General features: G+C 70.6%; 16 protein-coding genes and 2 pseudogenes. 12 read left to right on the forward strand and 6 right to left on the reverse strand.

The window, feature by feature from the left end; all coding sequences use genetic code 11:
- Positions 1 to 82: 82 nt before the first annotated feature.
- From ACWGI6_RS31115 to ACWGI6_RS31125, 3 genes are all read left to right on the forward strand, one after another.
- A complete protein-coding gene (locus ACWGI6_RS31115) occupies positions 83 to 694 on the forward strand; it encodes a GNAT family N-acetyltransferase (protein WP_453270597.1) in 612 nt (203 codons plus the stop codon).
- 331 nt (positions 695 to 1025) lie between these two features.
- On the forward strand, positions 1026 to 1271 hold the full coding sequence (locus tag ACWGI6_RS31120; protein WP_453270598.1) for a hypothetical protein: 246 nt from the start codon (positions 1026 to 1028) through the stop codon (positions 1269 to 1271).
- On the forward strand, positions 1268 to 1477 hold the full coding sequence (locus tag ACWGI6_RS31125) for a LexA family protein (protein ID WP_453270599.1): 210 nt from the start codon (positions 1268 to 1270) through the stop codon (positions 1475 to 1477). Before ACWGI6_RS31120 ends, ACWGI6_RS31125 begins: the two co-directional genes overlap by 4 nt.
- Positions 1478 to 1578: 101 nt before the next feature.
- Here ACWGI6_RS31125 and ACWGI6_RS31130 read toward each other — a convergent pair whose 3' ends face one another.
- From ACWGI6_RS31130 to ACWGI6_RS31145, 4 genes and pseudogenes are all read right to left on the reverse strand, one after another.
- Entirely contained in the window at positions 1579 to 3645 is a 2067-nt protein-coding gene (locus tag ACWGI6_RS31130) for a SpoIIE family protein phosphatase (RefSeq protein WP_453270600.1), read from the reverse strand.
- A 459-nt stretch (positions 3646 to 4104) separates the two neighbouring features.
- A pseudogene (locus ACWGI6_RS31135) lies at positions 4105 to 4945 on the reverse strand (IS5 family transposase).
- A gap of 134 nt (positions 4946 to 5079) precedes the next feature.
- Positions 5080 to 6090: an aldo/keto reductase gene (locus ACWGI6_RS31140; RefSeq protein WP_453270601.1), complete on the reverse strand. Its 1011-nt coding sequence runs from the start codon at positions 6088 to 6090 to the stop codon at positions 5080 to 5082.
- Positions 6091 to 6383: 293 nt separating this feature from the next.
- Positions 6384 to 6941 (reverse strand): annotated as a pseudogene (locus ACWGI6_RS31145) (SIS domain-containing protein); the annotation flags it as partial.
- A 15-nt stretch (positions 6942 to 6956) separates the two neighbouring features.
- Between ACWGI6_RS31145 and ACWGI6_RS31150 the strand changes: the two are divergent.
- The 5 genes from ACWGI6_RS31150 to ACWGI6_RS31170 all read left to right on the forward strand — a co-directional run bounded on the left by ACWGI6_RS31150 (position 6957) and on the right by ACWGI6_RS31170 (position 17913).
- Positions 6957 to 7142, forward strand: coding sequence for an ABC transporter ATP-binding protein (locus ACWGI6_RS31150; RefSeq protein ID WP_453270602.1), 186 nt, complete (start codon positions 6957 to 6959; stop codon positions 7140 to 7142).
- A 201-nt stretch (positions 7143 to 7343) separates the two neighbouring features.
- Entirely contained in the window at positions 7344 to 9326 is a 1983-nt protein-coding gene (locus tag ACWGI6_RS31155; protein ID WP_453270603.1) for a hypothetical protein, read from the forward strand.
- Between the two features lie 37 nt (positions 9327 to 9363).
- Positions 9364 to 10911: an ABC transporter substrate-binding protein gene (locus tag ACWGI6_RS31160; RefSeq protein WP_453270604.1), complete on the forward strand. Its 1548-nt coding sequence runs from the start codon at positions 9364 to 9366 to the stop codon at positions 10909 to 10911.
- Between the two features lie 232 nt (positions 10912 to 11143).
- Complete coding sequence (locus ACWGI6_RS31165; RefSeq protein WP_393909885.1) at positions 11144 to 11524, forward strand: hypothetical protein; 381 nt, start codon at positions 11144 to 11146, stop codon at positions 11522 to 11524.
- A gap of 158 nt (positions 11525 to 11682) precedes the next feature.
- Positions 11683 to 17913: a toxin glutamine deamidase domain-containing protein gene (locus tag ACWGI6_RS31170; RefSeq protein ID WP_453270605.1), complete on the forward strand. Its 6231-nt coding sequence runs from the start codon at positions 11683 to 11685 to the stop codon at positions 17911 to 17913.
- Positions 17914 to 17979: 66 nt separating this feature from the next.
- Here the strand turns inward: ACWGI6_RS31170 and ACWGI6_RS31175 are convergent, their stop codons facing one another.
- The gene (locus tag ACWGI6_RS31175; RefSeq protein WP_453270606.1) at positions 17980 to 18963 is read right to left on the reverse strand and encodes a hypothetical protein; all 984 of its coding nucleotides are present in this window, start codon (positions 18961 to 18963) and stop codon (positions 17980 to 17982) included.
- A 526-nt stretch (positions 18964 to 19489) separates the two neighbouring features.
- Here ACWGI6_RS31175 and ACWGI6_RS31180 point away from each other — a divergent pair.
- Together ACWGI6_RS31180 and ACWGI6_RS31185 are read left to right on the forward strand one after the other, a co-directional pair.
- Positions 19490 to 21640, forward strand: coding sequence for a prolyl oligopeptidase family serine peptidase (locus ACWGI6_RS31180; protein ID WP_453270631.1), 2151 nt, complete (start codon positions 19490 to 19492; stop codon positions 21638 to 21640).
- Positions 21641 to 21898: 258 nt separating this feature from the next.
- A complete protein-coding gene (locus tag ACWGI6_RS31185) occupies positions 21899 to 22411 on the forward strand; it encodes a Rieske (2Fe-2S) protein (protein WP_453270632.1) in 513 nt (170 codons plus the stop codon).
- A gap of 46 nt (positions 22412 to 22457) precedes the next feature.
- Here ACWGI6_RS31185 and ACWGI6_RS31190 read toward each other — a convergent pair whose 3' ends face one another.
- A complete protein-coding gene (locus tag ACWGI6_RS31190) occupies positions 22458 to 23105 on the reverse strand; it encodes a cysteine hydrolase (RefSeq protein WP_453270607.1) in 648 nt (215 codons plus the stop codon).
- Positions 23106 to 23329: 224 nt separating this feature from the next.
- Between ACWGI6_RS31190 and ACWGI6_RS31195 the strand changes: the two genes are divergently transcribed.
- Positions 23330 to 23794, forward strand: coding sequence for a pyridoxamine 5'-phosphate oxidase family protein (locus ACWGI6_RS31195; RefSeq protein WP_393909880.1), 465 nt, complete (start codon positions 23330 to 23332; stop codon positions 23792 to 23794).
- Positions 23795 to 23989: 195 nt separating this feature from the next.
- Positions 23990 to 25450 (forward strand): acyl-CoA synthetase, encoded by a 1461-nt coding sequence (locus ACWGI6_RS31200; protein ID WP_453270608.1) that lies wholly within the window; start codon positions 23990 to 23992, stop codon positions 25448 to 25450.
- Positions 25451 to 25463: the final 13 nt, after the last annotated feature.

A 25463-nucleotide genomic window follows, 5' to 3' on the forward strand; every position in this document is an offset into this window, starting at 1 on the left:
GTCGCCTGCTCGACACGCGGATTGTTCCGCCCGTCGGCGAAATCCCGTGGCCCGGCCCCCGCCCGGCCCGTAGCATCCTCCCGTGACAGAGAACACGGGGGAAGAGACGGGCGGGACAGCACGGCCGGCGGCGGATGCGGGCCGGGAGACCTGCTGGCGGGGGCAGCAGATCCGCCTCGCCCCACTCGATGTCGACGATGCCGAGTTGCTGCACGCATGGCGGTGCGACCCCAAGGCGATCCATGAGATCGGCTTCTGGCCACGCCCCCTGTCCTCGCTCCGCGAGCGCATCGAGAGCTATATCGCCACGTACGACCGCGACGACTTCCTCGTCCTGCTCCCGGACGGCACGCCGGTGGGCCATATCGCACTCACCGACCAGGATTTCGTCGACGGCACGGCGGAGATCGCACTGATGCTGGCCCCTGAGCACCGGCACCGCGGCCTCGGCACGGACGCCCTCGACGCCCTCGTCGACCTCGCCTTCGGCGAACTGCCCCTGCACCGCCTCGCGGCGGACACCCACACCGACAACCACGCCGCGCTGGCGGTCCTGGCCAGGTCGGGCTTCGTCCGGGAGGGCGTCCGCCGCTCGGTGTGCCTGCACCGCGGGCGCCGCTACGACCTCGCGCTGCTGTCCCTGCTCCGCGGCGAGTGGGAGGGGCTGGAGCGGCCCAGGTCGTGGGAGCTGTGAGACCGGCGTGGCCCGAGGCCTCCCGGCCCGGTCCGGTCCGCACGGCGCCGTACTGGATCTGAACCCCACAGCGGGTGAGCGCTTGAGTGGGTGGACCCGAGTGCCGGAGTCGGCAGCGGTGCCGGCTCCGCTGTACGTGACGAACGCGGGTGGCCACACCGTGAACCGGGGAGCCTTCACCCCGGCCGCCGCCGGGCCCGCCGACCGAAACACTCGGACCGCCAGCTCAGGAGCCCACCTGCCAGGTGACGCGTCCGGCCACAGCCGGGTGCGAGATTCACCCTTGCGTGTGCTGCACCGCAATTCGAACATGTGATGCAATCCGAGGGTGATGTCCTCCTACGACTTCCCCGATGACCTCGTGCAGGCCCAGCACTCCTGGTACGCCGCCTACCGTCAGCTCGCCCAGGAGCAGAACCCTGCCCAGACCACTGTTCTGCGCCGTACGCTGCAGCGACTGTCCGTACGGATTGCCACGCACCCCTACTGGGCGACCATCCCCGGCCGGGCCCCGGCCGCCCGGATGGCGCTCAAGCAGCAGACCTGGGCACCAGACACCGAAGAGACCCGGCGATGACCGCCTACCTCACCGACACCCAGCGCCGGATCGCACGGGCCCTGCGGGAGCTGACGGACGATGTCGGCTACCCGCCGTCTATACGGGAAATCGCCGACGCGGTCGCCCTGTCCGCCTCGACGGTCGCCTACCACCTGCAGGCCCTGGAACGCCACGGGATCGTCACCCACACCCCGCACCACAGCCGCTCATACCGGGTGCGCTGACAGCCCGGCCGCGGGTGCCGGCGGATCCAGTGGTCCGCGTCAGGTGGGAGTCGGCATCGCGGACGGTTCACGTCAGTACGTGCGGTCCATGGGTGCCGGCGTTACGGCCGATCCTCGGCCGGCGGACTGTTGAGAGGCACCTGCGCGACGAGCAGGGTGGCGTCGTCGAGGTCGTCGATGTGCAGGGTGTCCATGAGCAGGTTGCACACGGCTTCCACACCGGTGGGTGCGCCTTGCAGGGTTCGCAGGAGCATGTCGAGGCGGCAGTCGATCGGCTCGTCGCGCGTTTCGATGAGCCCGTCGGTGTAGAGGACGAGACGGTCGCCGGGGGCCAGGCGCAGGTGTGTGGTGTGGAAGGACACGCCTCCGACGCCGAGGGGAGCGCCGGTGGGCAGATCGAGCAGTGTCGGCTGCTGCCCGTGGAGGTGAACCGGCGGCAGATGTCCGGCGGTTGCGATGCAGCACGTCGCCTGGCGTGAGTCGTAGACGGCCAGGGTGCAGGTGGCGATGCCGTGTTCGAGGCCGGTGGCGTTGATATCGACGTGCTGCAGGATGCGGGCCGGATCCAGGCCGAGCGTGGCCAGGATGCGGATGGCGGTACGCAGTTGGCCCATGGTGCCCGCGGCGGACAGGCCGCTGCCCATGACGTCTCCGATGACCAGGGTCGTGGTCTGGTGCGGGGTGGCGATGACGTCGAACCAGTCCCCTCCGACGGCGCTGGCGGCTCGGGCCGGCCGGTAGCGGTAGGCGACCGACAGGCCCGAGTGCTGGGGCGGGCGATGGGGAAGCAGGTGGCGCTGGAGGGCGAGGGCCGCTTGGCGCTGTTGCTGATAGCCGTGGGCATTGTCGAGGCAGACGGCCGCGCGGGAGGCGATTTCCTGGGCGAGCGCCAGGGCGTCCTGGTCGAAGCCGGCGGAATCACGGGAACGAGCAAGGTCCAGGGCCCCGATGACCTCACCGTGGGCAATCAGCGGCACGACCAGGCGGCAGCACTTCCGCCCGCTCCGTGCGCCCGTTCCGGGAGCCGCCGCGTGGCCTGAGGTGCCGGCCGCGCCCTCGTAGAGTTGCAGCGGACAGCCGGTGTCGATGCACCCGGCCACGATCCGGGCAGGTGCCGACGAGGGGGAACCCGTCGTGGAGGCCGTGGCGGCGGGGTGGAAGTCGTGGGGATTCTCCGGTCTGGACTCGGTCTGGTTGTCGTCGGTGACCAAGGCGAGGAGGTCGACGGTGGCAGAGTCGGCCAGGTCGGGCACGCACACCTCGGCCAGTTCCCGTGCTGTGGTGTCGGTATCGAGGGTGGTGCCGATGCGTTTGGAGGCGTCCGCCAGCAGCGCCATGTGATTGCGGGTGCGGTACTCCTCGGTGCAGTCGACGACCGAGGTGGCCAGCCCCAGCACGTTCCCCGCAGAGTCTTCCAGGCAGTGATACGAGACCCGCCAGGCATGCTCGGTGGCGGGATCGGCGGGGGTGCGACCGACCGTGAAACGATCGAGTACGGGTTTCCCGGTCGCCAGCACCTCGCCCATCGTGTTCTCGATGTCCTCGGTGTCCAAGAAGGGCACGGCATCTCGGACATGGCGGCCTACGTGCTCGGCCGCCGGCAGGCCGTTGAGTCGCTCCAGCGCGGGATTGACCGTGATGAACCGCAGCTGTGTATCGAGGACGCCGATCCCGATCGGAGTCTGGGCCACCAGCCGTAGGGAGACAGCCAGGTCCCGCTCCACCTGGCGCAGGGTGGGCTGGTCGGTCGCCAGGCCCAGGGCGAAGAAGTGTCCGTTCCGGTCCTCCAGCCGCATGTTGCGGAATTCCGCCGACCGGGTGCTGCCGTCCTTGCACCGTACGGGGAAGACTCCCGCCCAGGGGCCGCCCCCCTCCATCACCTGGGAGAACAGGTCGATCACCAGCTCCAGGTTCTCCTCACTGACCAGGAGACGGCCGGCAAAGGCACCCAGTGCCTCGCCTGCGGTGTAGCCGAACAGCGCCTCGGCCTGCGGGCTCCACAGGACGATCCGCCCCTCCGCGTCGAGCACCACCGCGGCGACCCCGAGCACGTCCAGCAGGGCACCCGGCGGCGACGGCCCGGCCCGCACTTGGGCGGAGCCCGCAGCCCACCAGCCCTCGGTCACCGGCCCGCCTCCTTGCTCTGAGCCGCGCGGCCCCCTGTCCATCGTCCCGCCGTCGCGACGATGAGGCACCACCGAGGCGGCCACCGAGCAGGCGGACCCAGGATTCCCCGGCCGTTCCTGCACCGGTCCGGGCCCGCCTCGCCTGTCGCCACACCGCAGTGACGGGCCGGGAAGGGCACCTCGCGGGAGCCGCTGGAGTGGCATCCGGCGAGGAGGCCGGACCGGGGGCCCGGACGATGCAGACGGATCCAGGCGGCGAGGGAGGGGACGCTACGGCGTTCGTCCCGGCCGGACGGAGGCGAGGAGGTCGGGCAGCCGTCCCCCGGCCGCGGTGAGGTACTCGCCCCGTGCGGGCGGCGGCGCGAGTCGGCTCTTGGCCGGCGAGTTTCCCGCTCCTTCACAGCGGCGGTCAGCGGGCGGGGCGGGCCCACGGGCACGGCGAGGCAGACGGGACTCTCCGGACAGCACACCTAAGAGATTCCGCGGGTAGAGGGCAAGGCGTCATGGTCGACGGGCTGGCCGTGTGTCCCAGCGTTGGCTGGTCCAGGCTTCGCGGATGAGGCGTCGGATCACGATGATCGCGGTCATCAACGCGAGCAGTGCGTTGATGACGACCGCTCGACGTTCCGTGCAGGACAGGCTGAAGTTGAAGCCGCGGCTGTACCAGGAGTTGGTGCGCTCGACGACCCAGCGGCGAGTGTCGGTTGATCGGGATCACGACGCCCTTGGGCTGGATCCGCCACTCGCAGCCGAGATCGGTCAGCAGTTTGCGGGTGACCGTGGAGTCGTAGCCCGCGTCAAGGTGTACCGCGATCTGCTCAGGCAACGCGAGCTCGAAACGCCCGAGCTTCTCTGGCGTCGGGCGCAGGAACGGGGAGTCGTGCCGGTTCGCGCCGGTCACGACACAGCCCAGCGGGATCCCGCGTCCGTCGGTCATCCGCGACCACTTGATCCCGAGTTTTCCCCGGTCAATCGGTGATTTCCCGGCGACCTCGCCACCGCAGGGCGCTTTGGTGATCTGCCCGTCGACGGTGATGTCGGCCAGGTCCAGGCCCACGACACGGTCGTAGGTCTCCAACACGATCTGCTCCAGCCCTGCGAAGACACCGGCCGCGATCCACTCGTTGCGTCGGGTTCTCATCGTGGTTGCCGAGCACGATTGATCGGAGTGCTTCTGGTACGAGCCGCCGAAGACGAGTTTCGCGACGAGCTTGTCGAACACGATCCGGTCCGGGATCCGTGGGTTGTGACAGCCCCACGGATGTGTCTCGAGTTGCGGTGGCAGGAGGGCCTCGAACTGGACCCACAAGGGCTCGATCGCCCATGCTTCGAAGGCGGGCACCGGTGCTCCGTTTTCAGATGTAGAGATGTAGGAGTCCCACGTCAAAACGGTCCCGGTGCCCGCGTCACATCAGCCTGACGCTCCTACTGAAGGCCGAGGCCAAGGACTCGTCGAAGGCCCGGTGGTAGCCCGGACTACCGGGAGCCCGCCACAGGGTGCGGCTTGTAGAAGGACTCCTCCAGGTAGGCGGCCTCGTGCGGCTGGTAGGGCTCCTCCAAGTAGGCAGCCTCGTCTTCGTCGAGTTCGACGTCCACCGCGGCGACCGCGTCGGCCAGCTGGGCCGGCTTGGTGACCCCGACGATGGGCGAGGTCACCGCCGGGTTGCGCATGACCCAGGCCAGGGCGACCTGGGCCGGGGACAGACCCCGCTTGCCCGCGATCTCGTGGACGCGCTCGGCCACTGCCTGGTCCTCGTCGCGGTAGAGGATCTTGCCGCCCTCGTCGGTCTCGGCACGCGCCGTGGCGGTGTCCAGGGCCCGCGTCAGCCTGCCCCGCGCCAGCGGGCTCCACGGGATCACGCCGATGCCCTGGTCGGCGCAGAGCGGGAGCATCTCCCGCTCTGCTTCTCGGTGGATGAGGTTGTAGTGGTCCTGCATCGACACGAACCGGGTCCAGCCGTTCAGGTCAGCCAGGTAGAGGGCCTTGGCGAACTGCCAGGCGTGCATGGAAGAGGCTCCGATGTAGCGGACCTTCCCGGACTTGACCGCGTCGTGCAGCGCCTCGAGGGTTTCCTCGATCGGGGTGTCGTAGTCCCAGCGGTGGATCTGGTACAGGTCGATGTAGTCGGTCCCCAGTCGCTTCAGGGAGGCGTCGAGCTCGGCGAAGATCGCCTTGCGGGACAGCCCGGCGCCGTTCGGGCCGGGGCGCATCCGCATCCAGACCTTGGTGGAGAGAACGACCTCCTCGCGCCGGGTGAAGTCCTTGACCGCCTGGCCGACGATCTCCTCGCTGCTTCCGGCGCTGTACCCATTGGCCGTGTCGAGGAAGTTGACGCCGCCCTCGAGGGCCTGCTTGATGATGTCCCGGCTGGCGTCCGCGCCCAGCGACCAGGGCTCGCCGCCCCGGTCCGGCTCGCCGAAGCTCATGCAGCCGAGGGTGATGGCAGAGACTTCCAGTCCGGTCGTTCCGAGTTTGATGTATCGCATGCTTCCGAACCTAGGAATTGGAGTGCGCTCTAACACAACTTCGGAGGCGTGGGGCATGCGCGCCCTGTCAGGTTTCGACCGTTTCGGCCAGACGCACCAGAGAACTCAGTAGTACCGAGTAACGAACTGTCAATTCTCGGCCGAGCGCGTGGGGCACTACTCAGCCCCCCCGACGGCAAACCGCCCTCGCGGGTCCGTCGCCACGACCGATCATCGCCCGATCACTAGGAGAGTCCGCTGGTCCGGGCGGCGGTATCGCGGCGCTCGCGACGGCGCCCCTACCCGCGGCATCTCTAAGACGGGTCCCGCCGGGCGCGGGCCCGCACCGTGGGTGGCAGCAACTGTTCGCGCAGGGCGGTCAGTTGGTGTGAGGTTTCCACCGCGCGGGTCTCGTCCAGCGTGGTCAGGGCGAGCAGCAGGGCGTCGGCGATGACCAGGCCGGTCAGTGCCTCGGCGGTGATGCCGGTGGGGGTGTGCGGCGCGGTCAGTACGGCCTCGACACGGCTCTCGAAGGCGTCGCCGAGTTCATCGGTGACGAAGACGACCTTGGCGCCGACCGCGCGGGCCCGCTCCACCAGCACGGTGAACTCCGTCAGCGGGCGTCCCGGCTGGAAGACCACCACCGCGTCGCCGCGGCCCAGCGGCAGCAGCGCATCGGCGAACGCGAAGCCGGTCGCGCCCAGGAAGCGGGCCCGGCGGCCGGTCCTGGCGAGCGTCAGGGCGAGGTGCCGGGCGGCGAGCTCGGAGGCCGCGACGCCGTAGCAGAACACCTCCCCGGCCGCGGCGAGCGCGGCCACCGCGCGCTGGAAGGACGCGGTGTCGGTCAGCCGCCGGGCGTGCCCGATCCGCTCCGCCACGATCTGGCCGTGGTCCGGCACCTCACCGACGAAACGCTGGTCATGCAGCGCGGCCGGGTCGTGGAGCAGGGGCCCACGGAGCAGGTGCTCGCCGAGCCGGCGGCTCCGTACACCCGGGCGCTGCTGGCCGCCGTGCCGCGCCGGGGCTGGGACCCGGCGACGGCGACGTCGGCCGCTGCGGGGGTCACCGCATAGCGCACGCCGCACAGGGCTCCCTCTCCGCCGCAATCCCCCGCGGCGCCCCGCATTTCGGAACCTTGCGCGAACCGGTGGCACGTTGTGCGTACGCGTGCCAACCTTCTGTAATCAGCCGGCGGCTGCCGTCGCTGACATCACAGTTGCTGTCATCACAGTCGCTGTCTTCACAGGGGGCCAAGCAGCGTGGCGGAGCGTCCGTTGGGGATACAGGGGATCGAGGCCCTGTACGAGGAGTGCCGCACTCGTGTACAGGACGGCAGAACCGCCGGTACCGGACGCGGACTTCCCGCGGTCGTCCTCGTCGGACCGCGGGGCAGCGGCAAGACCACCACGCTGAAATGGCTCGGCTACCTCGGATCGCGGCGTCCGCACGCGTACTTCGACTTCGGGTCCGCCGCGCTCCGCAGGCCCCACGAGGTCGCCGGACGTCTGGCGTACGGGCTCTCGCACCGCTTCCCCCGGCAGACCCCGCTGGTCTTCCCGCGGCTGACGCTGGGGCTGTTCGTGGTGGCTCCCGAACTGTCGCTGGACGCGACGGATCCCGAGCGGGCCAAGAAGCAGTTGCGCCAGGCGCTGCGCGGGCCCCAGGAGCCCAACGCCGCCGGCGACCGGGTGGCCGCGGTCGCCGGGCTGCTGCAGGACCTCAACCTGGTCCGGATCCCCGGCGTCAGCCTGCTGGCCAGCCTCATCCGGCAGCCGCCCAGCATGCCGCTGCGGGTGACCCGGCACACCGGATTCGCCTGGTACGCCGGTCCGTTGGCCGCCCTGGACGCGCTGGTCGAACTCAACCAGCTCAGCAAGAGCGAGGAGCCGGCGGACCGGACCACGGTGGACCGGCGGCTGTGCGAGGCGTTCCTGGCCGATCTGCGCGGTGAGTACGCGCGCCGCCAGCGCGACCGCAACTGCGTCGTGCTGCTGGACAACATCGACGCTCCCGGCGGGCGCGAGTTCCTGGACCTGATGATGGAACTCCGCGACGCCAGTGGGGAGCCGGATCCGCTGCTGGCCGTGGCCGCGGCGTCGAACGTCGGCCGGGTGCCGGCGATGTTCGCGACCGGACCGGCCGGCGTGCGGGTGCTGGCCCCCGAGCAGGCCGGCTACGCCGACTGGGAGCAGGCCATCCCGGACCCGCCGCCGAACCGGTCCTGGCGCTGGTACTGCGTCCAGCTGCGCGGTCTGACCGCCGGCGAGACCGCCCAGCTCGGCACGAACATCGCCGCGCGGCTGCCGGAAGCACCGCTGCTCGCACACCGGTTGACCAGCGGCCATCCGTGGAGCATCCGACAGCTGCTGGCCGCCTCGGCGCGCCTCGTGGGCCGTGAGGACCCGGAGACGCTGCTGCGCGCGGTGCTCGCCGGTACCGCGCCGTCCGCGGAAGGTGCCGACGAAGGGCCGCTGCTGGAGGAAGAGGCCCGGCAGTATCTGCTGCGCGACCTGACCGATGACCAGCACCGTGCGCTCGTCGAGTGCTGTGCCGCCCGCGAGTTCGACGCCGCATGCGACGCGGGGCTCCTCGACCGCTTTCAGCTGCACACCCGTGATTCGCTGGCCCGGGTGGTCGCGACCCGCTTATGGCTGACCGATCCGGTCCCCCAGGATGCCGAGGCCCGCGGCGGCCGGGGCTCCGGCTATCTGGAAGGCGTCCATCCGCACCCGTTGCGCGGCAGCCCCGCCCTTCACCCGTGGCTGCGCCTGCTGCTGTTGCAGGAGTTGGCCGCCCGCCCGGACCGTTGGAACGCCGTCCACGGACAGTTGCGGACCTGGCACGCCCACCACGGCCACCCGCTGGAGGTGCTGTACCACTCGCTTGCGCTGCACCGGGTGGACGAGGTCATCGAGCATCTCGCCCGGCGTCTGGTCGAGCTCTCCGACACGGACATCTGGCTGTACGAGCTCTACACGATCACCGCCGCGCCACTTCGTGAACCGGTGGTGCCGGAGCAGTCCGCCACGCTGCGGCTGGAGCAGCTGGCCGCCGACCTCGCGCCCCGCTCGTTCGCGGAGCACACACCCCTGACGCTGCTGGTGATCGGGCTGTGGCTGGCGTCCGATCCGCGCAATCGGCTGCCCGGCGCGAATCCCGAGCTCAACCGGACCATCAACGCGATGCTCCAGGACCTTGCCATGCGCTCCGTCCCCCGCCGGATCGGGCTCATGCACGAGGCCGCGAAGTACGTGTGAGCGCACTGCAGCACCCCGTCCCCTAGGAGCTGGCACCATGCATCTGCCCCCGCAACCCGCCGACGAACTCCCCCCGTGGTGGAAGGGGTGGCGAGGAATCGCCTCCCTCGTACTCGCGCTGGCGCTGACAGCCGGCGGGCTCTGGTTCTTCTGGCCGGTCGAGGAGGACACCAGCTGCGCGGCGGGCCAGCCGGGGCTGCACTGGGACGGCACCGGCCCGCGGCGGGAGTGCGTCGGCATCACGGAAGAGAAGGCGTTCGCCTTCGACCCCCGGCTCAAGGGGATCACCGACCGGATCGCGCAGGAGAACAGACGGGTCCGCGCCCAGTGGGAGAAGCCCGCTTCCGGAAAGAGCCGACTGCCCTACGTCAAGGTCGGCGTACTGATGCCCATGACGGAGAGTGACACCAGCGCGCTGCCCCTCGATGAGATCCGCACCAGCCTGGAGGGCGCCTTCATCGCGCAGTGCCGCGCGAATGCCTGCCCCGAGCTGTCCACGACCAGCTCCACCGGCATCCAGGGCAAGACACCGCTGATCCAGCTCGTCCTGGCCAACGAGGGCCGCAATGAGACGCATTGGCAGCCGGTGGTGCGGCAACTGGCCGGCCTGGTCGACGACCCGCATCCCCTGGTCGCGGTCGCCGGCATGGGAGTCAGCATTCCGGAGACCCACGCAGCGGCCGCCGAACTCGGCCGGCTGAAGATCCCCGCGATCGGTGCGGTCCTGACCGCCACGGACCTCAATTCGCCACGGCTGTTCAAGGTGTCGCCGTCCAACGTCGATTACGCCAAGGCGCTCCGCCGGTACCTGGACCACTCTCCGCTGGCCAAGCATCGCGGCTACCTGGTCTTCGACAGCCGGGAAGACAACTACGTCAAGACCATGCGCAAGGCGTTCGACGAGGAATTCGCCGACTACATCGGCCGGCGGCGGGCCTCGTTCGTCGGCACGACCGGCCACAACCCCGCGGGCATCCCCAGGCTCTTCTACAACGCCGTCAACAACATCTGCCTCACCAAGGCGCAAGTCATCTTCTACGCCGGGCGCGACCGCGATCTCGCCGATCTCGTCCGTGCCCTGTCCACCCGCAGCCAGTGCGGTCATGACGCGCCGATCACGGTGATGACCGGGGCGACCGGGGCTTTCGCACAGGGACAGCAGGTACGGGGGCTGCTCAAGGACAACAAAATATCCATTCTGGATGTCTCGGCGACGAGTCCCGCCCAGTGGGTCCGTGGCATCCATGCCCCGTCCGGCTTCAAACCCTTCCACCAAGCCCTGCGGGACCTGCGGTTCCGCGACTCGGTGATGGACGACGGATACGCGATCATGCACCACGACGCCGTGCTGACCGCGATCTGGGCGACGCGCAATGTCACCGGCCAGACCGGCAAGGACGCGCCCGACGTCCAGGACGTGTACAACGAGATCACCAATCTCCACGACGCGAGCACCGTTCCCGCGGCCGGCGGAGAGCTCAGCTTCGACGACGCCTCCAACGGCTGGCCGCACAACAAACCCGTCCCCGTGATCCGACTGCCCGAGCCCCTCAAGGACCCCGGCCCGCCATACCTGGTGCCGTGACCGGGATCATGCACGGAACTCCGGGCAACCGGGCCCGCGTCGTACTCGTCCTCAATGCGGGACCGTTGATCCGATGGATGCCGCAACCGCGACGGAGCTGTCCGACGCAGACCGGTGGCGCCCGCAAGGGCCACCGCCCGTAAAAGGAGGCCGCTTGAGACGGCGTCAACTTTGACGGTTAAACTTTCCGTACCGACGGAGCGGCCGCGACGTCCAAGGTGAGGGGAACTCGATGGGAGACGGGCTCAAGGCCGACATCGGGTCGTTGCGGACGGGCGGCACCGACTTCGACCGGATCGGCAAGGATTACCAGTCTCTCGTCGACACGTTGCAGAGCGGGCTGACCTCCCTCGAAGGCCAGGACACGCCTCCTTGGGGGGACGACGACCTGGGCGAGAAGTTCGGCGTCGTGTACGAAGGTCTGCGCGACGGCATGTACGAGTCGATGGGCCACCTTGCGGCCAAGCTCCAGGAAATCGGCGGCGGGTTGAACAACATGGCCAAGAACCACGACGCCGACGAAAACTTCAACGAGTCCATGATGAAGCAGCATGTGGCGAACGAAGAAGCGGAGAGCCAGCTGATCGCCCAGGTCAAACGGCCCAGCGTCTGAGGCCTGTCCGACCCCGGTCCACCGACGGGCCCAAGACCCCTTGCCGGGCTCGGTTCCCTCTCGACAGAGCGCGATGACGCCGTCCCGCTGGATGAGCAGTCCTTGATCCGTACATACCCGAACCACAGTCAGCCGGGGGAAACGCCACCGTGTCGTTGATGCTGCCGGACGCACTTGAGTGGGTCCTCGAAATGCTGGGGTTCAACTGGCCCACGGCGGACGAGGACAAGTTGATGGACTCCGCCCAGAAGTGGCGGGACTTCGCGGCCGGGGTGGAGGATCTCCAGTACCAGGGTGTCACGGCGGCCGGCAACGTGCTGTCGCAGAACTCCGGCGACTCCGTCGACGGTTTCCACACCACCTGGGAGAAGTTCGCGGGCGGCTCGGGCTACTTCGCCGACGCCCGTAGTGCCGCGAACGCCATCGCCATCGCTCTGGACGCCGCGGCCGGACTCGTCATCGGGATGAAAGTCGCGGTGATCACGCAGTTAGCGATTCTTGCCGCGGAAATCATCGCGGCTCAAGCAGCGGCACCGTTCACCTTCGGGTTGTCCGAGGCAGCGGCGGTGGCAGCGACCACCGCGACCCGTGCGATCGTCCGGAAGATCATCAAGGAGGTGGCGAAGCAACTCCTCGACGCGGCCATGGAGACGGCGAAGGAACCCGCCGTCTCGGCGCTGCAGGCCATGATCTCGGACGTCATCGCGCAGTCCGTGAACATGAGCTTCGACGCGCAGAACGGCTTCGACGCCGGACGTACGGTCAAGAAGGGCGCCGAGGAAGGCGTCAACGCGCTCAAGAACTCCGGCCAGACGTTCGCCGAGTCGCTGCGTGACGGTGCGGGCGCCAAGGCCGGACACCACGTCCGCAACGGGATGGAATCGGCGGCCGGGCACGGTTCCGGCGCAGATTCCGGGCACGAATCCGCCGGAGACTCCGACAGGGGCTCCGGTGGCGGAAGTGAGACCAGCAGCGGCTCCGGCAGCGGTGGTTCGGGAGCGGACTCGGCTTCCGGGGGACCGTCCGGGGGCTCCGGCTCGGGGACGGGGACGGGGACGGGGTCCGGCTCGGGGGACTCGGCGTCGTCCTCGGGTGACTCGTCTTCCTCCGGCGGCTCGACGTCCTCGGGGGCATCCGGTACTTCCGGTGCATCGGGGGGTGACGGCTCGTCCAGTGGTGGCGCGTCACACCGCGGCGGTTCAGGCGGCAGCAGTTCCGACAGCGGCGCCGGGGTCTCGACGAACTCGGCGTCCGACAACGCGGGTTCGCCGGCCGACGCCCCCAGCACGCCCGCTTCCGGTGGCGGCCACTCCCCCGATGGCGGCAGTCAGTCCGGACCTTCGGGGTCGGACTCCCCTGCTGCGCACCAACTGACCCCGTTCGACGAGGGTTACCGCGCATCGCAGAGCGGCGGCGACGCGCCAGCGAGCTCGCCTTCCGACTCGTCACACTCGCCTTCCGACTCCTCGCACTCGCCTTCCGACTCCTCGCACTCGGCCGCCACGCCGACGTCCTCGTCCTCGGCGTCCGCCGACGCCGGCGCGGGGCCGTCCCCGGATTCGGGTGCCCGTCCCGACGTGGGCGGCACGCCGGACACCGGCTCCTCTCAGGACAGCGCCCCGGCCGCACCGGAGTCTGCGCACGCCGACACCCACTCCGGCCACGGGCCTGACACCACGCCCGGCACGCCACAGGACACGAGACCGGACGCGGCACCGGCACCGGCACCGGCACCGGCACCCGACCGATCCCCCGGCCCGGACTCCGACGGCCCGGCCGGCACGCCCTCGTCGGACTCGTCCCGTGGCGACGGTTCCCCCTCCCCGGACGCGGGACCGCGACCGGATCACGGGTCGTCTCCCGAACCCGTACACACGGACAGCTCGCCCACGCCCGACGCGAGCACCCGACAGGACAGCGGGCCTTCGCCGACGCCCGCCCATACCGACGGCACGCCCGCCCACTCCGACAGCACGCCCTCCGGGCCGGCCCATCACGACACCCCCGGCCCCGGTAACGCGGGCCCCGAAGCCGGCCCGTCGCCGCAGCACTCCCCGACGCCCGCTTCGTCCCAGTCCCCGGACCCGTCCCCCTCGCCCGCACCGGATTCGGGGAGCCGGCCGGAGGCGCACGTCCCCTCCCCCTCGCCCGCACCGGACAACGCGCCCAACGGGTCGGACTCCTCCCACTCGTCGTCACAGAGCGACAGCGGCAACGGGAGCGGCGGCCGGGTCGGTATGCCTTCGGGCGCCATGCCTCATGCGGCTTCGTCGCACTCCTCGCCCGCGTCCTCGTACGGCTCACCCCAGCAGCACAACCCCCACCAGGCGAACGACGACGGCGACGTCATCATGCACACGGACAGCGCGACCACCCTCGCGCCGCCGCCCACCGGTGTGCCGAACGCGTCGCAGGCCGGGGGCGATCCGTCCCACTCCCCGTCCTCGCCTCCTCCCGCAGCTGCCACCGCGCCGCCCGGCACGGCCATGGGCGGCGGCCCGGTCCCCACCCCGGGTGCCCCCGCCGGAGCCCACGCTTCGGCGGGCGCTCCACCCGCCTCCGCGCCGCCGCGCAGCACGCCGGCCGGCAACGGCACTCCACCGCGCAGCACCCCCGCCCGGGACCCCCGCACCGCGCCCTACGGCGATCCGCGCAGCGCTCCCCCACGTCAGCGGCCCGGCGCTCCCGACCAGGCCTCACGTCCCCGGCCCACACCTCCGCGCGCGGACCCACCGCGTAGCGAGCAGCCGCGCGGCAACGAGTCGTCCCCGCACCAGCCGCAGACTCCGCCGCCGAGCAAGGAACCGGACAACCACGGCCCCGACCAGAACGCTCCGGAACAGGGCACTCCCGATCCACAGTCCCCGCGGGGCGACGACACTCCACCCACGGCTGACCACAGCACGCAGACACCGGAGTCCGGCACCACGGACCGGCCGGACCCCCGCACGGACGACGACCGGACGCCGGACTCCGAGCAAAAGCCCGACACCGAGCCGGACTCGGCCAAGGACCCTGAGACCGGCCAGCCCGATGCCGACAAGCCGGGTCCCGACAAGCCTGACGCCGACAAGCCCGATGCCGACTCCGAGCACCAGGGCGACGGCAACACGCCGGAGGACCCCCAGCCGGACGACGTCAAGAACGACGACGTCACAAACGACGACAGCGAGAGCGACAACAGCAAGAGCGACGACACCCAGGCCGACGGTTCCGGCCCCGATGACAAGGACTCACCTGATTCGGACCCGAGCACGGACTCCACGTCCGACTCGGACCCGAACGCGGATGCCGACTCGGAGCCGGACTCGGACCCGGAGTCCGACTCGGACTCCGAGCCCGACGCGCAGGACGACCGGCCCAGCCTCGATGACATCCGTGCCGGTATCCACGAGGCCCCCGGCGGCCTGTTGCCGCCCGACACCGCGGATCAGCAGGCACTCGTGGACGCCATCCCCCGGAACGACGATGGCACCCCGCAACGCTTTCCCGACCCGTTCGGGAACTGGGCCCAGTTGCAGAACGACGGCGGTACGAACGTGCCCGGCCGGTCCAACAACTGTGCCGACTGCAGCCGTTCATTCCTTGAGTCCTGGTACGGAAACCCACAGGTCTCGGCACCTCGTACGCCGGACCTCAATGCGGACGGGACCCCGGACCACTGGTCGCCGGAGACGGACGCCAACGAGAACATCATCGACTGGACGGGTGCACCGCACTCGTACGCCGGCACCAGCCCCGACGGCCACGCCGCGATCGCCCAAGACCTTCTGAACGCCGGTCCGGGCTCGTCCGCGATCGTCCAGGTCAACTGGGACGGAGGCGGAGGCCACGCGTTCAACGCCGTCAACCACGACGGCCGCATCGTGTGGGTGGACACCCAGAGCGGCGAGGTGAGCGAGCAGCCCATCAACACCGACGGCGCCACGGATGTCTTCTACATCCCGATGGACGCCGACCGGAACCCGCTCCATCCGGCTCAGGACCCGGCAGCCGGCTCCGACACGTCGGATGATGCCCCTTCCACCTCGGACCAGTCCGACGGGGACCACTCCGCCTCGGACCACTCCGCCTCGGACCAGTCCGACGACGTCCAGTCGGCTGATTCCCCACCCTCGGACGATGCGCACGACGGCCCGCAGAGCGACGGCTCCCCGGCCGATCAGCCACACAACTCCCCGTCCGAACAGACGGAAAGCGCCCCGTCCGATCCCTCACCACAGTCCGACGCACAGCACGCCGACGCGCAGGACCCGGACGCGCAGCACCCCGACTCACCACAGTCGGACCCGTCCCAGTCCGACCCATCCCAGTCAGACTCACCGCCGTCCGACCCGTCACAGAGCAACCACGGCACCTCGGATGCCTCGGAGGCCTCGGACCCCTCCGACGCGAGCGACCCCGCCAAGCCCCCGACAGGTGACGCCCCTCAAGAGTCGCCCGGGAACCACGTCAACGCGACTGACACCGCGCCCCACGCACCTGCGGACAGCACGCCGGACGCCGGCCCCGACAGGTCCTCCGGCCCGGACACCGCACCACCCGACTCCGCCAGCACCCCGCCCGCTTCGGACAACGGCCACGACGCCCCGGACCACCGGAAGCAGGACGGGCACGAGCCCGAGCGCGGGCACGAACAGTCCACCTCGCTCTCCTCGGGCCCGCCTGCGGACGGCTCACCCGGTGGACAGCCGCGGCCGGATGGCCGCGACGCCCGGCCCGATGCGGACGGCGCATCCCGGAATCCCGGAGACACCCCGCCACGTGAGGGCGATCCCCAGAGCAACGACCAGAACCGGCCCACCGCGGCGCGGCCCGACCCCACCGTCCCCGGCACGCCCGGTGGCCGACCGGACCAGCCCCCTGCCGACGGCCGCCCGAAGCAGTCGCCTCCCGACGGCCGTCCCAAGCCGTCGGCTCCTGACGCTCCGGGCGGAAAGCGGAAGGCCAGCGATCCACCGCCCACGGACAACGAGCCGTCCGGCTCGGGCGCCGGGTCCTCGTCGGGGGACGGACGTGGCAACAAGAGGCCGCGAACGGATCCGGATCACGAGGGGCTCGCCGCTCTGAAACTGGACGATTCACCGTCGCCGCCGAAGGACGACGACGGGATGGACGTCGACGAGAAGAAGCCCTACTCCGACCCGCACGACCGCGGTGACAGCGACACCTCCGAGCAGGAGCGGAAGGGGGATCGCACCCTCGCCGCGGAGGCGGAAGGGGCCAAGGAGTACGGGATTCCGCCGGACACGCTGCAGAACGATCTCCGGCGGGACCGCGACGTACACCGCATCCCGCTCGACAACGTCCATGACCATCTGGACAGTTGGGCGAAGGACGGGAGTCTGGCGCAGGTTCTGCGTGCCTCGACCGGTGATGCCACTCCCTCGTCACCCGATGCCGGAAAGGGTCCGCGCGCCTTCACCCAGAGCGATCTGGAACAGCGGCTGCCCGGATTCAAGAACCTGGAGCGCGGTGAACGGCTCGCGGTCGTTTCGTCCCTGGCCCGGCTCAGCGTCGGATTCCACGAGCAGCACGGCGTGGGCAAGAATCCGGAGAACGTCGACAAGCCGTACCGCAAGAAGGGCGAGGATGCGCCCAAGCCGGAAAGCCGGGACAGTGCGGCCAAGAACTCGGATGAATCGCTCGGTGTGCGGGGCCACCGTAAGAGCAGCGACAAACTCCTCAACACTCTCAAGCTCGGCACCGTTCCGCCCGGCCTGCAGCACAACAGCCCGGACCTCACGGACCGCAATTACGCGGTGCTGGAGGTCGAGGGCCCGCCGCCCGGACGCGAGACGCACTATGTCACCGACTCCTCGGTGCCGGTGGGCGAGAAGTATGTGTCGGGCCGGCACTCGGAAAAGCATCTCGCCGACTGGCTGAAGCGGGTCAATCAGGGCGACCAGACCTACACGCCCAAGGCCGTCTACACGGAGCGTGAGCCCTGCGGTATGGGCCAGGGCCATGCGAAGTGTTCCACGGTGCTGCGGGACAAGGCACTCGACGACACAAAGGTCTACTACAGCACGACCTATCGCACCGACCCGGCCGATGTCGCGGCGAAGAAGAAGCTCGACACGGAGAAGACCGCGGAGAAGAAGAAGGTCGACAAGATGACCGCGGCCGACGTGCAGCAGAACATCGCCGACCGCATCAACGCGCGCTCGGACAAGTCCGCCGAGCGGGCCGCCAAGGAAATCGCGGCAGCACAGAAGCTCGGCGAGGCGGACGCGCGCAAGGAACTCAAGAAGATCATCGAGCGCGAGTACGGCAAGCGGAAGGACAGCTCGACGACGGAGGAGAAGCAGGCCATGGTCCGGGAGATGGACCGGCACATCGATCACCTGGACACGACCTGGCGGAAGATCCAGCCGAGCCTGATGTGACCGGTCGGCCCGGTCCCCGGTGCGGCCGCCCGTGCCGGGGCGGCCGCACCGGTCCCGTCCCGGCCCTCAGATGTCCAGTGCGCCCCTGAACCGGCCGTGTCCGACGTCCGGGCTGGTCACCGCGAGCCAGCCGTGGCCCACCCGGTCGAGCACCTCGACGGTCGTCGGCTGGACGGAGATCCAGGACGCCGCCTCCTCCGGGTCGCGGACGCCTTCGGCGTACTCCTCGGCCTCTTCCGGGTCGTAGAGTTCGTCGTCCTCGTCCTGCATCAGGTCCCGCTCGAATTCCATGGGTTCGCCGACCCATTCGGGATCGCCGTAGGTGCGGTAGCCGCGCTTGTCCTGCCCGTTCTCCGCGACCCACCACACCCGCGCGCCGTTGTACTCGTCCACCGCGTAGAAATGGGCTTCCCGGCAATGGGCGCTGAGCTTTTCGACGGCTTGTGCCCAGTTGTCGTTGAGATAGCCGGCGCCGTAGACGAGCCGCCAGCCGTCGAATTCGGGCGTGATGAACACGCGGTATTCGGTGGTGGTGGTGCCGTCGGCGGAGCGATGGTCGAGCGCATTCTCCTGGTGGACGGCGGCGGACACCCCCAGGGCCGTGGTGACGGGGCGTGCGTCGTGCAGTCCCAACGCCCGGACGATGTCCTTCACTTCCGCCCGTGGCACCGCTGCCCAGGTCTCGGCCGGCAGGTCGCCGGGCGTTTCGTCCAGCAGCTTGATCCGTACGAGTCGCTCGATGGCTGCCCGGTCGGCGGGGGCCAGGGCGTCGCCGCCGCCGACGCTCGCGAGCATGCGGAGTGCAGCGGGCCGCAGGCGGCCGGGGCCTTCGCCGCGCACCCTTCTCAGCGGCTCGATCGCCGCGGCGCCGAGGCGCTGCACGCACGACTCCGCGGCCGACCGGCCGGGCCCTTCCTCGTCGCTGAGCAGCGGCAGAAGGTACTCCACGACCGGGGCTCCGAGCGCGACCAGCCGGTCCGCCGCCGCCCTGCGCTCGACCCGGTCCACGGCTGCCAGTCGCCCTACCAGCGCGGCGATGTCCTCACTCATGGGAACGACCCTAGCCGAGCAGGTACGAAGGCCCTCCGGGGCTGATACGGGAACGTACCCGGCACCGGCATCTGGAGGTCGCGTACCTCGGTGACGCAGACGATCGAGACCGTCGTCCTGTCCTCCCGCGCGGGCGGGCTCCGGTTCGTGCAGCAGCACCGGGTCGGTGAAAATCCGAGCGCGGTCTGCTGCCGGGGGAATATCATCCCTTGGATCGAGCTACGGCTTTCCTGACCCTGACGCGCCGATGCCCCGCATCGTGATCATCACCTGCATGCGCCGGGCGGCAGGGCGCAGGGGGAGGCTTCCGAATTCTCTTGAGCACCCGGTCGGGTACCGGGCGCTCAGTGCTGCGAAAAAACTCGTCGCGGCCAAGCCTTTTCCGTGAATCCCGGACCTGCCTATGTTGCCCCCAGGGATCGCCGTACCCGGACCATCGCAGACCGGACCCCTCAGCATCCTGGAGGACAGCACCTTGCCCAGCAGCACCGTGAACTCCACGGACACCGCTAACTCCGCACACACCGTGAGCTCGACGCCCGCCGTGAGCTCCGAAAACTCCGCCGATTTTCCGCGCCAATTCGCCCGCACTCGCCGCTTCTCCCTCGGGGTGCCCCGGCATTTCACCCTCTCCCCCGACGGCAGCCGGGTGCTGTTCGTCCGTACGGGTTCGGGCACCGATCCCGTCGGCCGGCTGTGGCAGCACGAGGACGGCGTGGAACGGCTGTTGGCCGATCCGGCGCTCCTGGTGGGGGCCGGTTCCGGGGCCGTCCCCGAGGAGGAGCGGCTGCGCCGGGAACGCGCCCGTGAGCGGTCCGTGGGAGTGGTGTCCTACGCGACCGACGACGCCGCCCGTCTCGTGGCGTTCGCGCTGTCCGGAGCCCTCTGGGCGGTGCGCACCGATGACGGCGCGCCGTTCTCCGTCCCCGCGGCAGGTCCGGTGGTCGACCCCCGCCCCTCCCCCGACGGCCGGCACATCGCCTATGTGAGCCGCCGCTGCTTCCACGTCGTCGATCTGACCGGTGCCGACCGCCAACTGGCCCGCGCGCAGGGCCCGGAGATCACCTACGGGCTCGCCGAATACGTGGCCGCCGAATCCATGAACCGGATGCGCGGCTACTGGTGGGCTCCGGACAGCCGCCACATCCTGGTGGCCAGGGTCGACACCGGCCCCGTGGAGCGGCGATACGTCGGCGATCCGGCCGACCCGACGAGGCCACCGCAGACGATCAGGTACCCGGCGGCCGGGACGCCCAATGCGGAGGTCACCCTGCAGATCCTCTCCCTGGAGGGGGAGCGGGTCGACGTGGAATGGGACCGCAAGGCGTACGAGTACCTCGTGGACGCCGGCTGGGACGCGCACGGCCCGTACCTCGCCGTACAGAGCCGCGACCAGCGGATAGTGCGCACGCTGTCGGTCGATGCGGCGACCGGTGCCACCGAAGTGCTGCATGAGCGCACCGATCCCGCATGGGTGGAGCTCGTCGGCGGCACCCCGGCCCGTACGGCGTCGGGTGCCCTGGTGCTCCCCGAGGACGACGGCGACACCCGGTATCTGACCGTCGGCGGCCGACGGGTCACCCCGGACGGGCTGCAGCTGTGCGCGGTCCTCGGGGTCGAGGGCGAGCGGGTGCTGTTCACCGCGAGCGAGGACCCGTTGGAGACCCATGTGTGGTGCCATGAGCCCGGCCACGGCTGCCGCCGACTGAGCCGGGACCCCGGCAGGTACATCGGCGTGGGGCGGGGCGGCGCGGTCGTCGTGGCGGGAGTGACACCGCGGGGCGAGGAAGCCGGTGTGCTGCGGGGAACGGGGCCGGGTGCGGGTGCGGGTGCGGGTGCGGACGAGGAAGCGTCGTACCAGACCATCGCCTCGCTCGCCGAGGAGCCGTCGGTCACCCCGCAACCGCTCCATCTCACCCTCGGCTCCCGGCGGCTGCGCGGCGCTCTCTTCCTGCCGTCGTGGCACGAGGAAGGCGCCGCGAAGCTGCCGGTACTCCTCGACCCGTACGGGGGCCCGGCCATGCAGCTCGTGGGGCAGGCCCGTGGCTGGCCCGGCTGTGTGTCGCAGTGGTTCGCCGAGCAGGGGTTCGCGGTGCTGGTGGTCGACGGGCGCGGGACACCGAACCGCGGCCCGGCCTGGGAGAAGACCATCCACGGCGACCAGCTCACGCCCGCGCTGGAGGACCAGGTGGACGCGCTGCGGGCGGCCGGGGCGCGCTTCGGCGATCTGGACCTGACGCGGGTGGCGATCCGCGGCTGGTCGTTCGGCGGGTTCCTCGCCGCGGCCGCGGTGCTGCACCACCCCGATGTCTTCCACGCGGCGGTCGCCGGCGCCCCGCCCACCGACATGCGGCTGTACGACACCCACTGGAAGGAGCGGTTCCTGGGCCACCCGGACGAGCAGCCGGAGAACTATGTGCGCTGCTCCCTGATCGGCCACGGCCATCTGCTGCGCCGCCCGCTGCTGCTGGTCCACGGCCTGGCGGACGACAATGTGGCCGCCGCGCACACCCTGCGCTTCTCGGCGGAGCTGCTCGCGGCGGGCAAACCGCACAGCGTGCTCCCGCTCCCGGGCGCCACGCATCTGCCGGCCGACGACGCGGTCAATGAGCAGCTGCTGCACTTCCAGCGGGATTTCCTGCTGGATGCGCTGGCGGGGCGCGACGACGTGGAGTGAGGGCCCCCGGCGGTTCGCCCCGCGGTCCGGCTCGGCGGTTCCCTCTCGGCTCTTCGGTCCGCCCGTTCGGCCTGGTGGTTCACCGCCGGCTCGTCGCTTTTGCCGAGAGAACGCATCCGCATTGAACACGCCGGGCCGTCCCTCCGTATGGACCTTGTGCAACGTCCATGGAGCACAACGCGCACCGAAGGCACCACCAAGAACCGGAGGCACACCATGGCTCGACAGGCAGCGTCGGAGCGGACGGAGACCGAAGCGATGACGGCGACGGAGGGGACCGACCAGGCGCCGGCCGGGCGCGGGGCGGCCCGGCGGACCGTCGTCGCGGCGGTCGGCGCGGCCGGACTGACGGCGGCGCTCGCGGCCTGCGGAGGCAGCACGGCGGACGCGGGGAGCGGCGATTCCAAGGCCGAGGGCGGCGATCAGGCCGGCAGCTCGGGCGGGAGCGGTGGGGGCGACGGCGCCGCCGGCGGGAGCGGTGGCGGCACCATCCTCGCCAAGACCTCGGAGATCCCCTCGGGCGGCGGCAAGATCTTCAAGGCCGACAAGGTCGTCGTCACGCAGCCGAAGGACGGCGAGATCAAGGCGTTCTCCGCGATCTGCACCCACGCGGGCTGCGTCGTCGGCGAGGTCTCCGGCGGCACCATCAACTGCATGTGCCACGGCAGCAAGTTCGACATCACCGACGGCAGCGTGAAGAAGGGCCCCGCCACCAAGGGGCTGGCGCCCGCCAAGGTGAACGTGAAGGGCGGTTCGGTGGCCCTGGACTGACGGAACGGGCCGCAGGCCGCCCGCCGCTCAGGGCGGCGGGCACGGCTCAGCGGCCACGGCGCGGTCGTCTCCAGCTGGTCAGAATGTCATCGGTGGTGGTGACGGTGGCGACCAGAGCGAGGGTGTTGCGGACCATCGCGGGTGTGTAGTCGGCAGGCACCCCCGCGATGGCGTCCGCGGGCACCACGGCCGTGTATCCGAGATTGACCGCGTCGAACACGGCATTGGGGATCGCCACATTCGCCGACACCCCGGTGACGATGAGTGTCCGGCATCCGAAGTTGCGCAGCAGCGCGTCCACCTCGGTGCCGGCGATGGGCGAGAGGCCGTGCAGTCTGCGTACCACCAGGTCGTCCGCCGAGACCGGGACCGGATCGGCGATGCGTACCGCGGTGGACCCGGTGAGCTGCTGGACGGGCAGCCGCTCGGCCGCCTTGAAGAGGCGGGCGTTGTGGCTGGCGCCGCGGCCGTCGGGACGGCGTTCGGCCACGGCGTGCAGCACCTGGACGCCGGTGTCGTGGGCGGCCGTCACCAGCCGCGCGACATTCGCCAGCGCCCCTGACTTGCGGGCCGCGTCCGCCAGTTCGGGCAGCGCGCTGTCCGGGCCGACCACGCCGCGCTGGCACTCGACGGTGAGCAGCACCGTGGAGGCCGGATCCAGTTGCTCGATGAGCCGTGCTGCGCCCGAAGACATCGCATTCCCCTCTGGCGGACGTGATTGCTGCCGGACGTGACTCCTCGGAGGCGGCCCCTGGCGGACCTGTTCCCGGCCTGTCCGAGCCGGGCGAGGGTACCGGGCATTGCGCACGTCAGGAAGAGCCCTCATGATTTCTGACACCCAGTCAGGTATCGGGGTCGGTGTCAGGCAAGCGGGTCAGTGCCCCACGAGCGGGGGCACACGGCGGAGGGCGAGGAACGATGGCCGACACACAGCGGCGCGGGCGCCGGATCATGATGACGCAGGGCGAGCTCGACGCGTTTCTCGCGGCGCAGCGCACCTGCCGGGTCGCGACGGTGGGCGGCGACGGAGCGCCGCACGTCGGGGCGCTCTGGTTCGTCTGGGACGGCACGGCGCTGTGGCTGTATTCGATCACCCGCAGCAAGCGGTGGGCCCAGCTGCGCACGGACCCGCGGATCGCGGTGGTCGTCGACGACGGGCACGAGTACGGCGAGCTGCGCGGGGCCGAGCTGGCGGGCCGCGCGGACTTCGTCGGCGAGGCGCCGCGCACCGGCGAGCCCTGCCCCGCGCTCGACGCCCCGGAGCGGCTCTTCGCGGACAAGTACTTCGGGATGTCCGACATGCCGCACGACGGCCGCCATGCCTGGCTGCGCCTGACGCCGGAGTCGGTCGCGTCGTGGGACTTCCGCAAGATCCCGGGGTGAGTGTCGGGGCGCGGGCGAGGGGTGGTGTGGGGACGGTCACCGCGGACGGCGGGGATCGATCATCCGGATGTGATCGCGTTGTCGGTGGTCTCTGCGAGAGTGGTGTGGGTCAGCCCGTTCGGTACCGGCAGGGGCGCCGGAGCGGGACGGCCCGGCCGCGACGGACCGGGCGCCGACGAGTACGAAGGAGATCCGGTGAACGTGCTCTTCCCCGCGCTGCGTGACGCTTCGCCCGCGCCCGCGCTGCGCTTCGGTGACCGCACCCTCAGCTATCGCCAATTGGCGTCGGTGGCGGGGGCGCTCGCCGAGCGGATTGCCGGTGAGACCCGTATCGCCGTCTGGGCGACGCCGACGCTGGAGACCTCGGTCGGTGTGGTGGCCGCCCTGCTCGCCGGAGTGTCCGTGGTGCCGGTGAATCCGAAGATCGGTGAAAGCGAGCTGGCGCACATCGTGACGGACAGCGCGCCATCGCTCGTCCTGGCCGAGCCGGGCACCGACCTGCCGGGCCCGCTCGCCGCACTGCACCGCGTCGACATCGAGGCCGCGGAGCCGCCCGAGGACGCCGAGCCGGCCCCGTTGCCGTACGAACCGGGCGACGAGGCACCGGCCCTGATCGTCTACACCTCCGGTACGACCGGGCCGCCCAAGGGCGTCGTCCTCCCCCGGCGCGCCATTGCGCACACCCTCGATGCCCTGGAGGACGCCTGGCAGTGGACCGCCGACGACGTCCTCGTCCACGCCCTGCCGCTCTTTCATGTCCACGGCCTGATTCTCGGCATCCTCGGACCGCTGCGCCGCGGTGGCAGCGTTCACCACCTGGGACGCTTCAGCACCGACGCGGTGGTCCGTGAGCTGTCCGCGGACGGCACGATGCTGTTCGGCGTACCGACGATGTACCACCGCCTGGCCGTCGAGGCCGGCGGTGACCCCGCGCTCGCCAAGGCGCTCTCCCGCGCCCGGCTGCTGGTCTCCGGCTCGGCCGCGCTGCCGCTGACCGATCATGAGCGGATCACGGCGGCCTCCGGCCGGCGGGTGATCGAGCGCTACGGCATGACGGAAACGCTCATGAACACCAGCGTGCGGGCGGACGGCCCCGATGCCACGGGCACGGTCGGAGTGCCGCTGCCGGGGGTGTACGTCCGTCTCGTCGACGAGGCGGGGCAGGTCATCGAGGCGAACGATGCCGAGACGGTCGGCGAGATCCAGGTCCGCGGCCCGAACCTCTTCGTCGAGTACCTCAACCGCCCCGATGCCACCGCCGCAGCCTTCGACGGGGGCTGGTTCCGCACCGGCGACATGGCGATCCGGGACGCCGGCGGGAACTACCGCATCGTGGGCCGCAAGGCCACCGACCTGATCAAAAGCGGCGGATACAAAATCGGTGCGGGCGAGATCGAGAATGCGCTGCTGGCCCACCCCGGGGTCGCCGAGGCCGCCGTCACCGGCGCGCCGGACGAAGACCTCGGCGAGCGGATCGTCGCCTGGGTCGTGGCGGAGACGGGTCCGGACGCAGGCCCGGCACCCTCCGGCCCGGAGCTCGCCGATCATGTCGCCCGCCAGCTCGCGCCGCACAAGCGGCCACGCACCGTGCACTTCCTGGACACCCTGCCGCGCAACGACATGGGCAAGATCCTGAAGCGTGAGCTCCGTGCGTAACGACGGCCGCGGC

Source organism: Streptomyces sp. NPDC054786 (genome assembly GCF_053611685.1).

Excerpts from the sequence above, each read along its gene's own strand:
- ACWGI6_RS31195 (WP_393909880.1), top strand. The coding sequence starts at position 23,330 with ATGGCCGACACACAGCGGCGCGGGCGCCGGATCATGATGACGCAGGGC.
- ACWGI6_RS31165 (WP_393909885.1), top strand. The coding sequence starts at position 11,144 with ATGGGAGACGGGCTCAAGGCCGACATCGGGTCGTTGCGGACGGGCGGC.
- ACWGI6_RS31125 (WP_453270599.1), top strand. The coding sequence starts at position 1,268 with ATGACCGCCTACCTCACCGACACCCAGCGCCGGATCGCACGGGCCCTG.
- ACWGI6_RS31130 (WP_453270600.1), bottom strand. The coding sequence starts at position 3,645 with ATGGACAGGGGGCCGCGCGGCTCAGAGCAAGGAGGCGGGCCGGTGACC.
- ACWGI6_RS31170 (WP_453270605.1), top strand. The coding sequence starts at position 11,683 with ATGCTGCCGGACGCACTTGAGTGGGTCCTCGAAATGCTGGGGTTCAAC.
- ACWGI6_RS31175 (WP_453270606.1), bottom strand. The coding sequence starts at position 18,963 with ATGAGTGAGGACATCGCCGCGCTGGTAGGGCGACTGGCAGCCGTGGAC.
- ACWGI6_RS31185 (WP_453270632.1), top strand. The coding sequence starts at position 21,899 with ATGACGGCGACGGAGGGGACCGACCAGGCGCCGGCCGGGCGCGGGGCG.
- ACWGI6_RS31190 (WP_453270607.1), bottom strand. The coding sequence starts at position 23,105 with ATGTCTTCGGGCGCAGCACGGCTCATCGAGCAACTGGATCCGGCCTCC.
- ACWGI6_RS31120 (WP_453270598.1), top strand. The coding sequence starts at position 1,026 with ATGTCCTCCTACGACTTCCCCGATGACCTCGTGCAGGCCCAGCACTCC.
- ACWGI6_RS31160 (WP_453270604.1), top strand. The coding sequence starts at position 9,364 with ATGCATCTGCCCCCGCAACCCGCCGACGAACTCCCCCCGTGGTGGAAG.
- ACWGI6_RS31140 (WP_453270601.1), bottom strand. The coding sequence starts at position 6,090 with ATGCGATACATCAAACTCGGAACGACCGGACTGGAAGTCTCTGCCATC.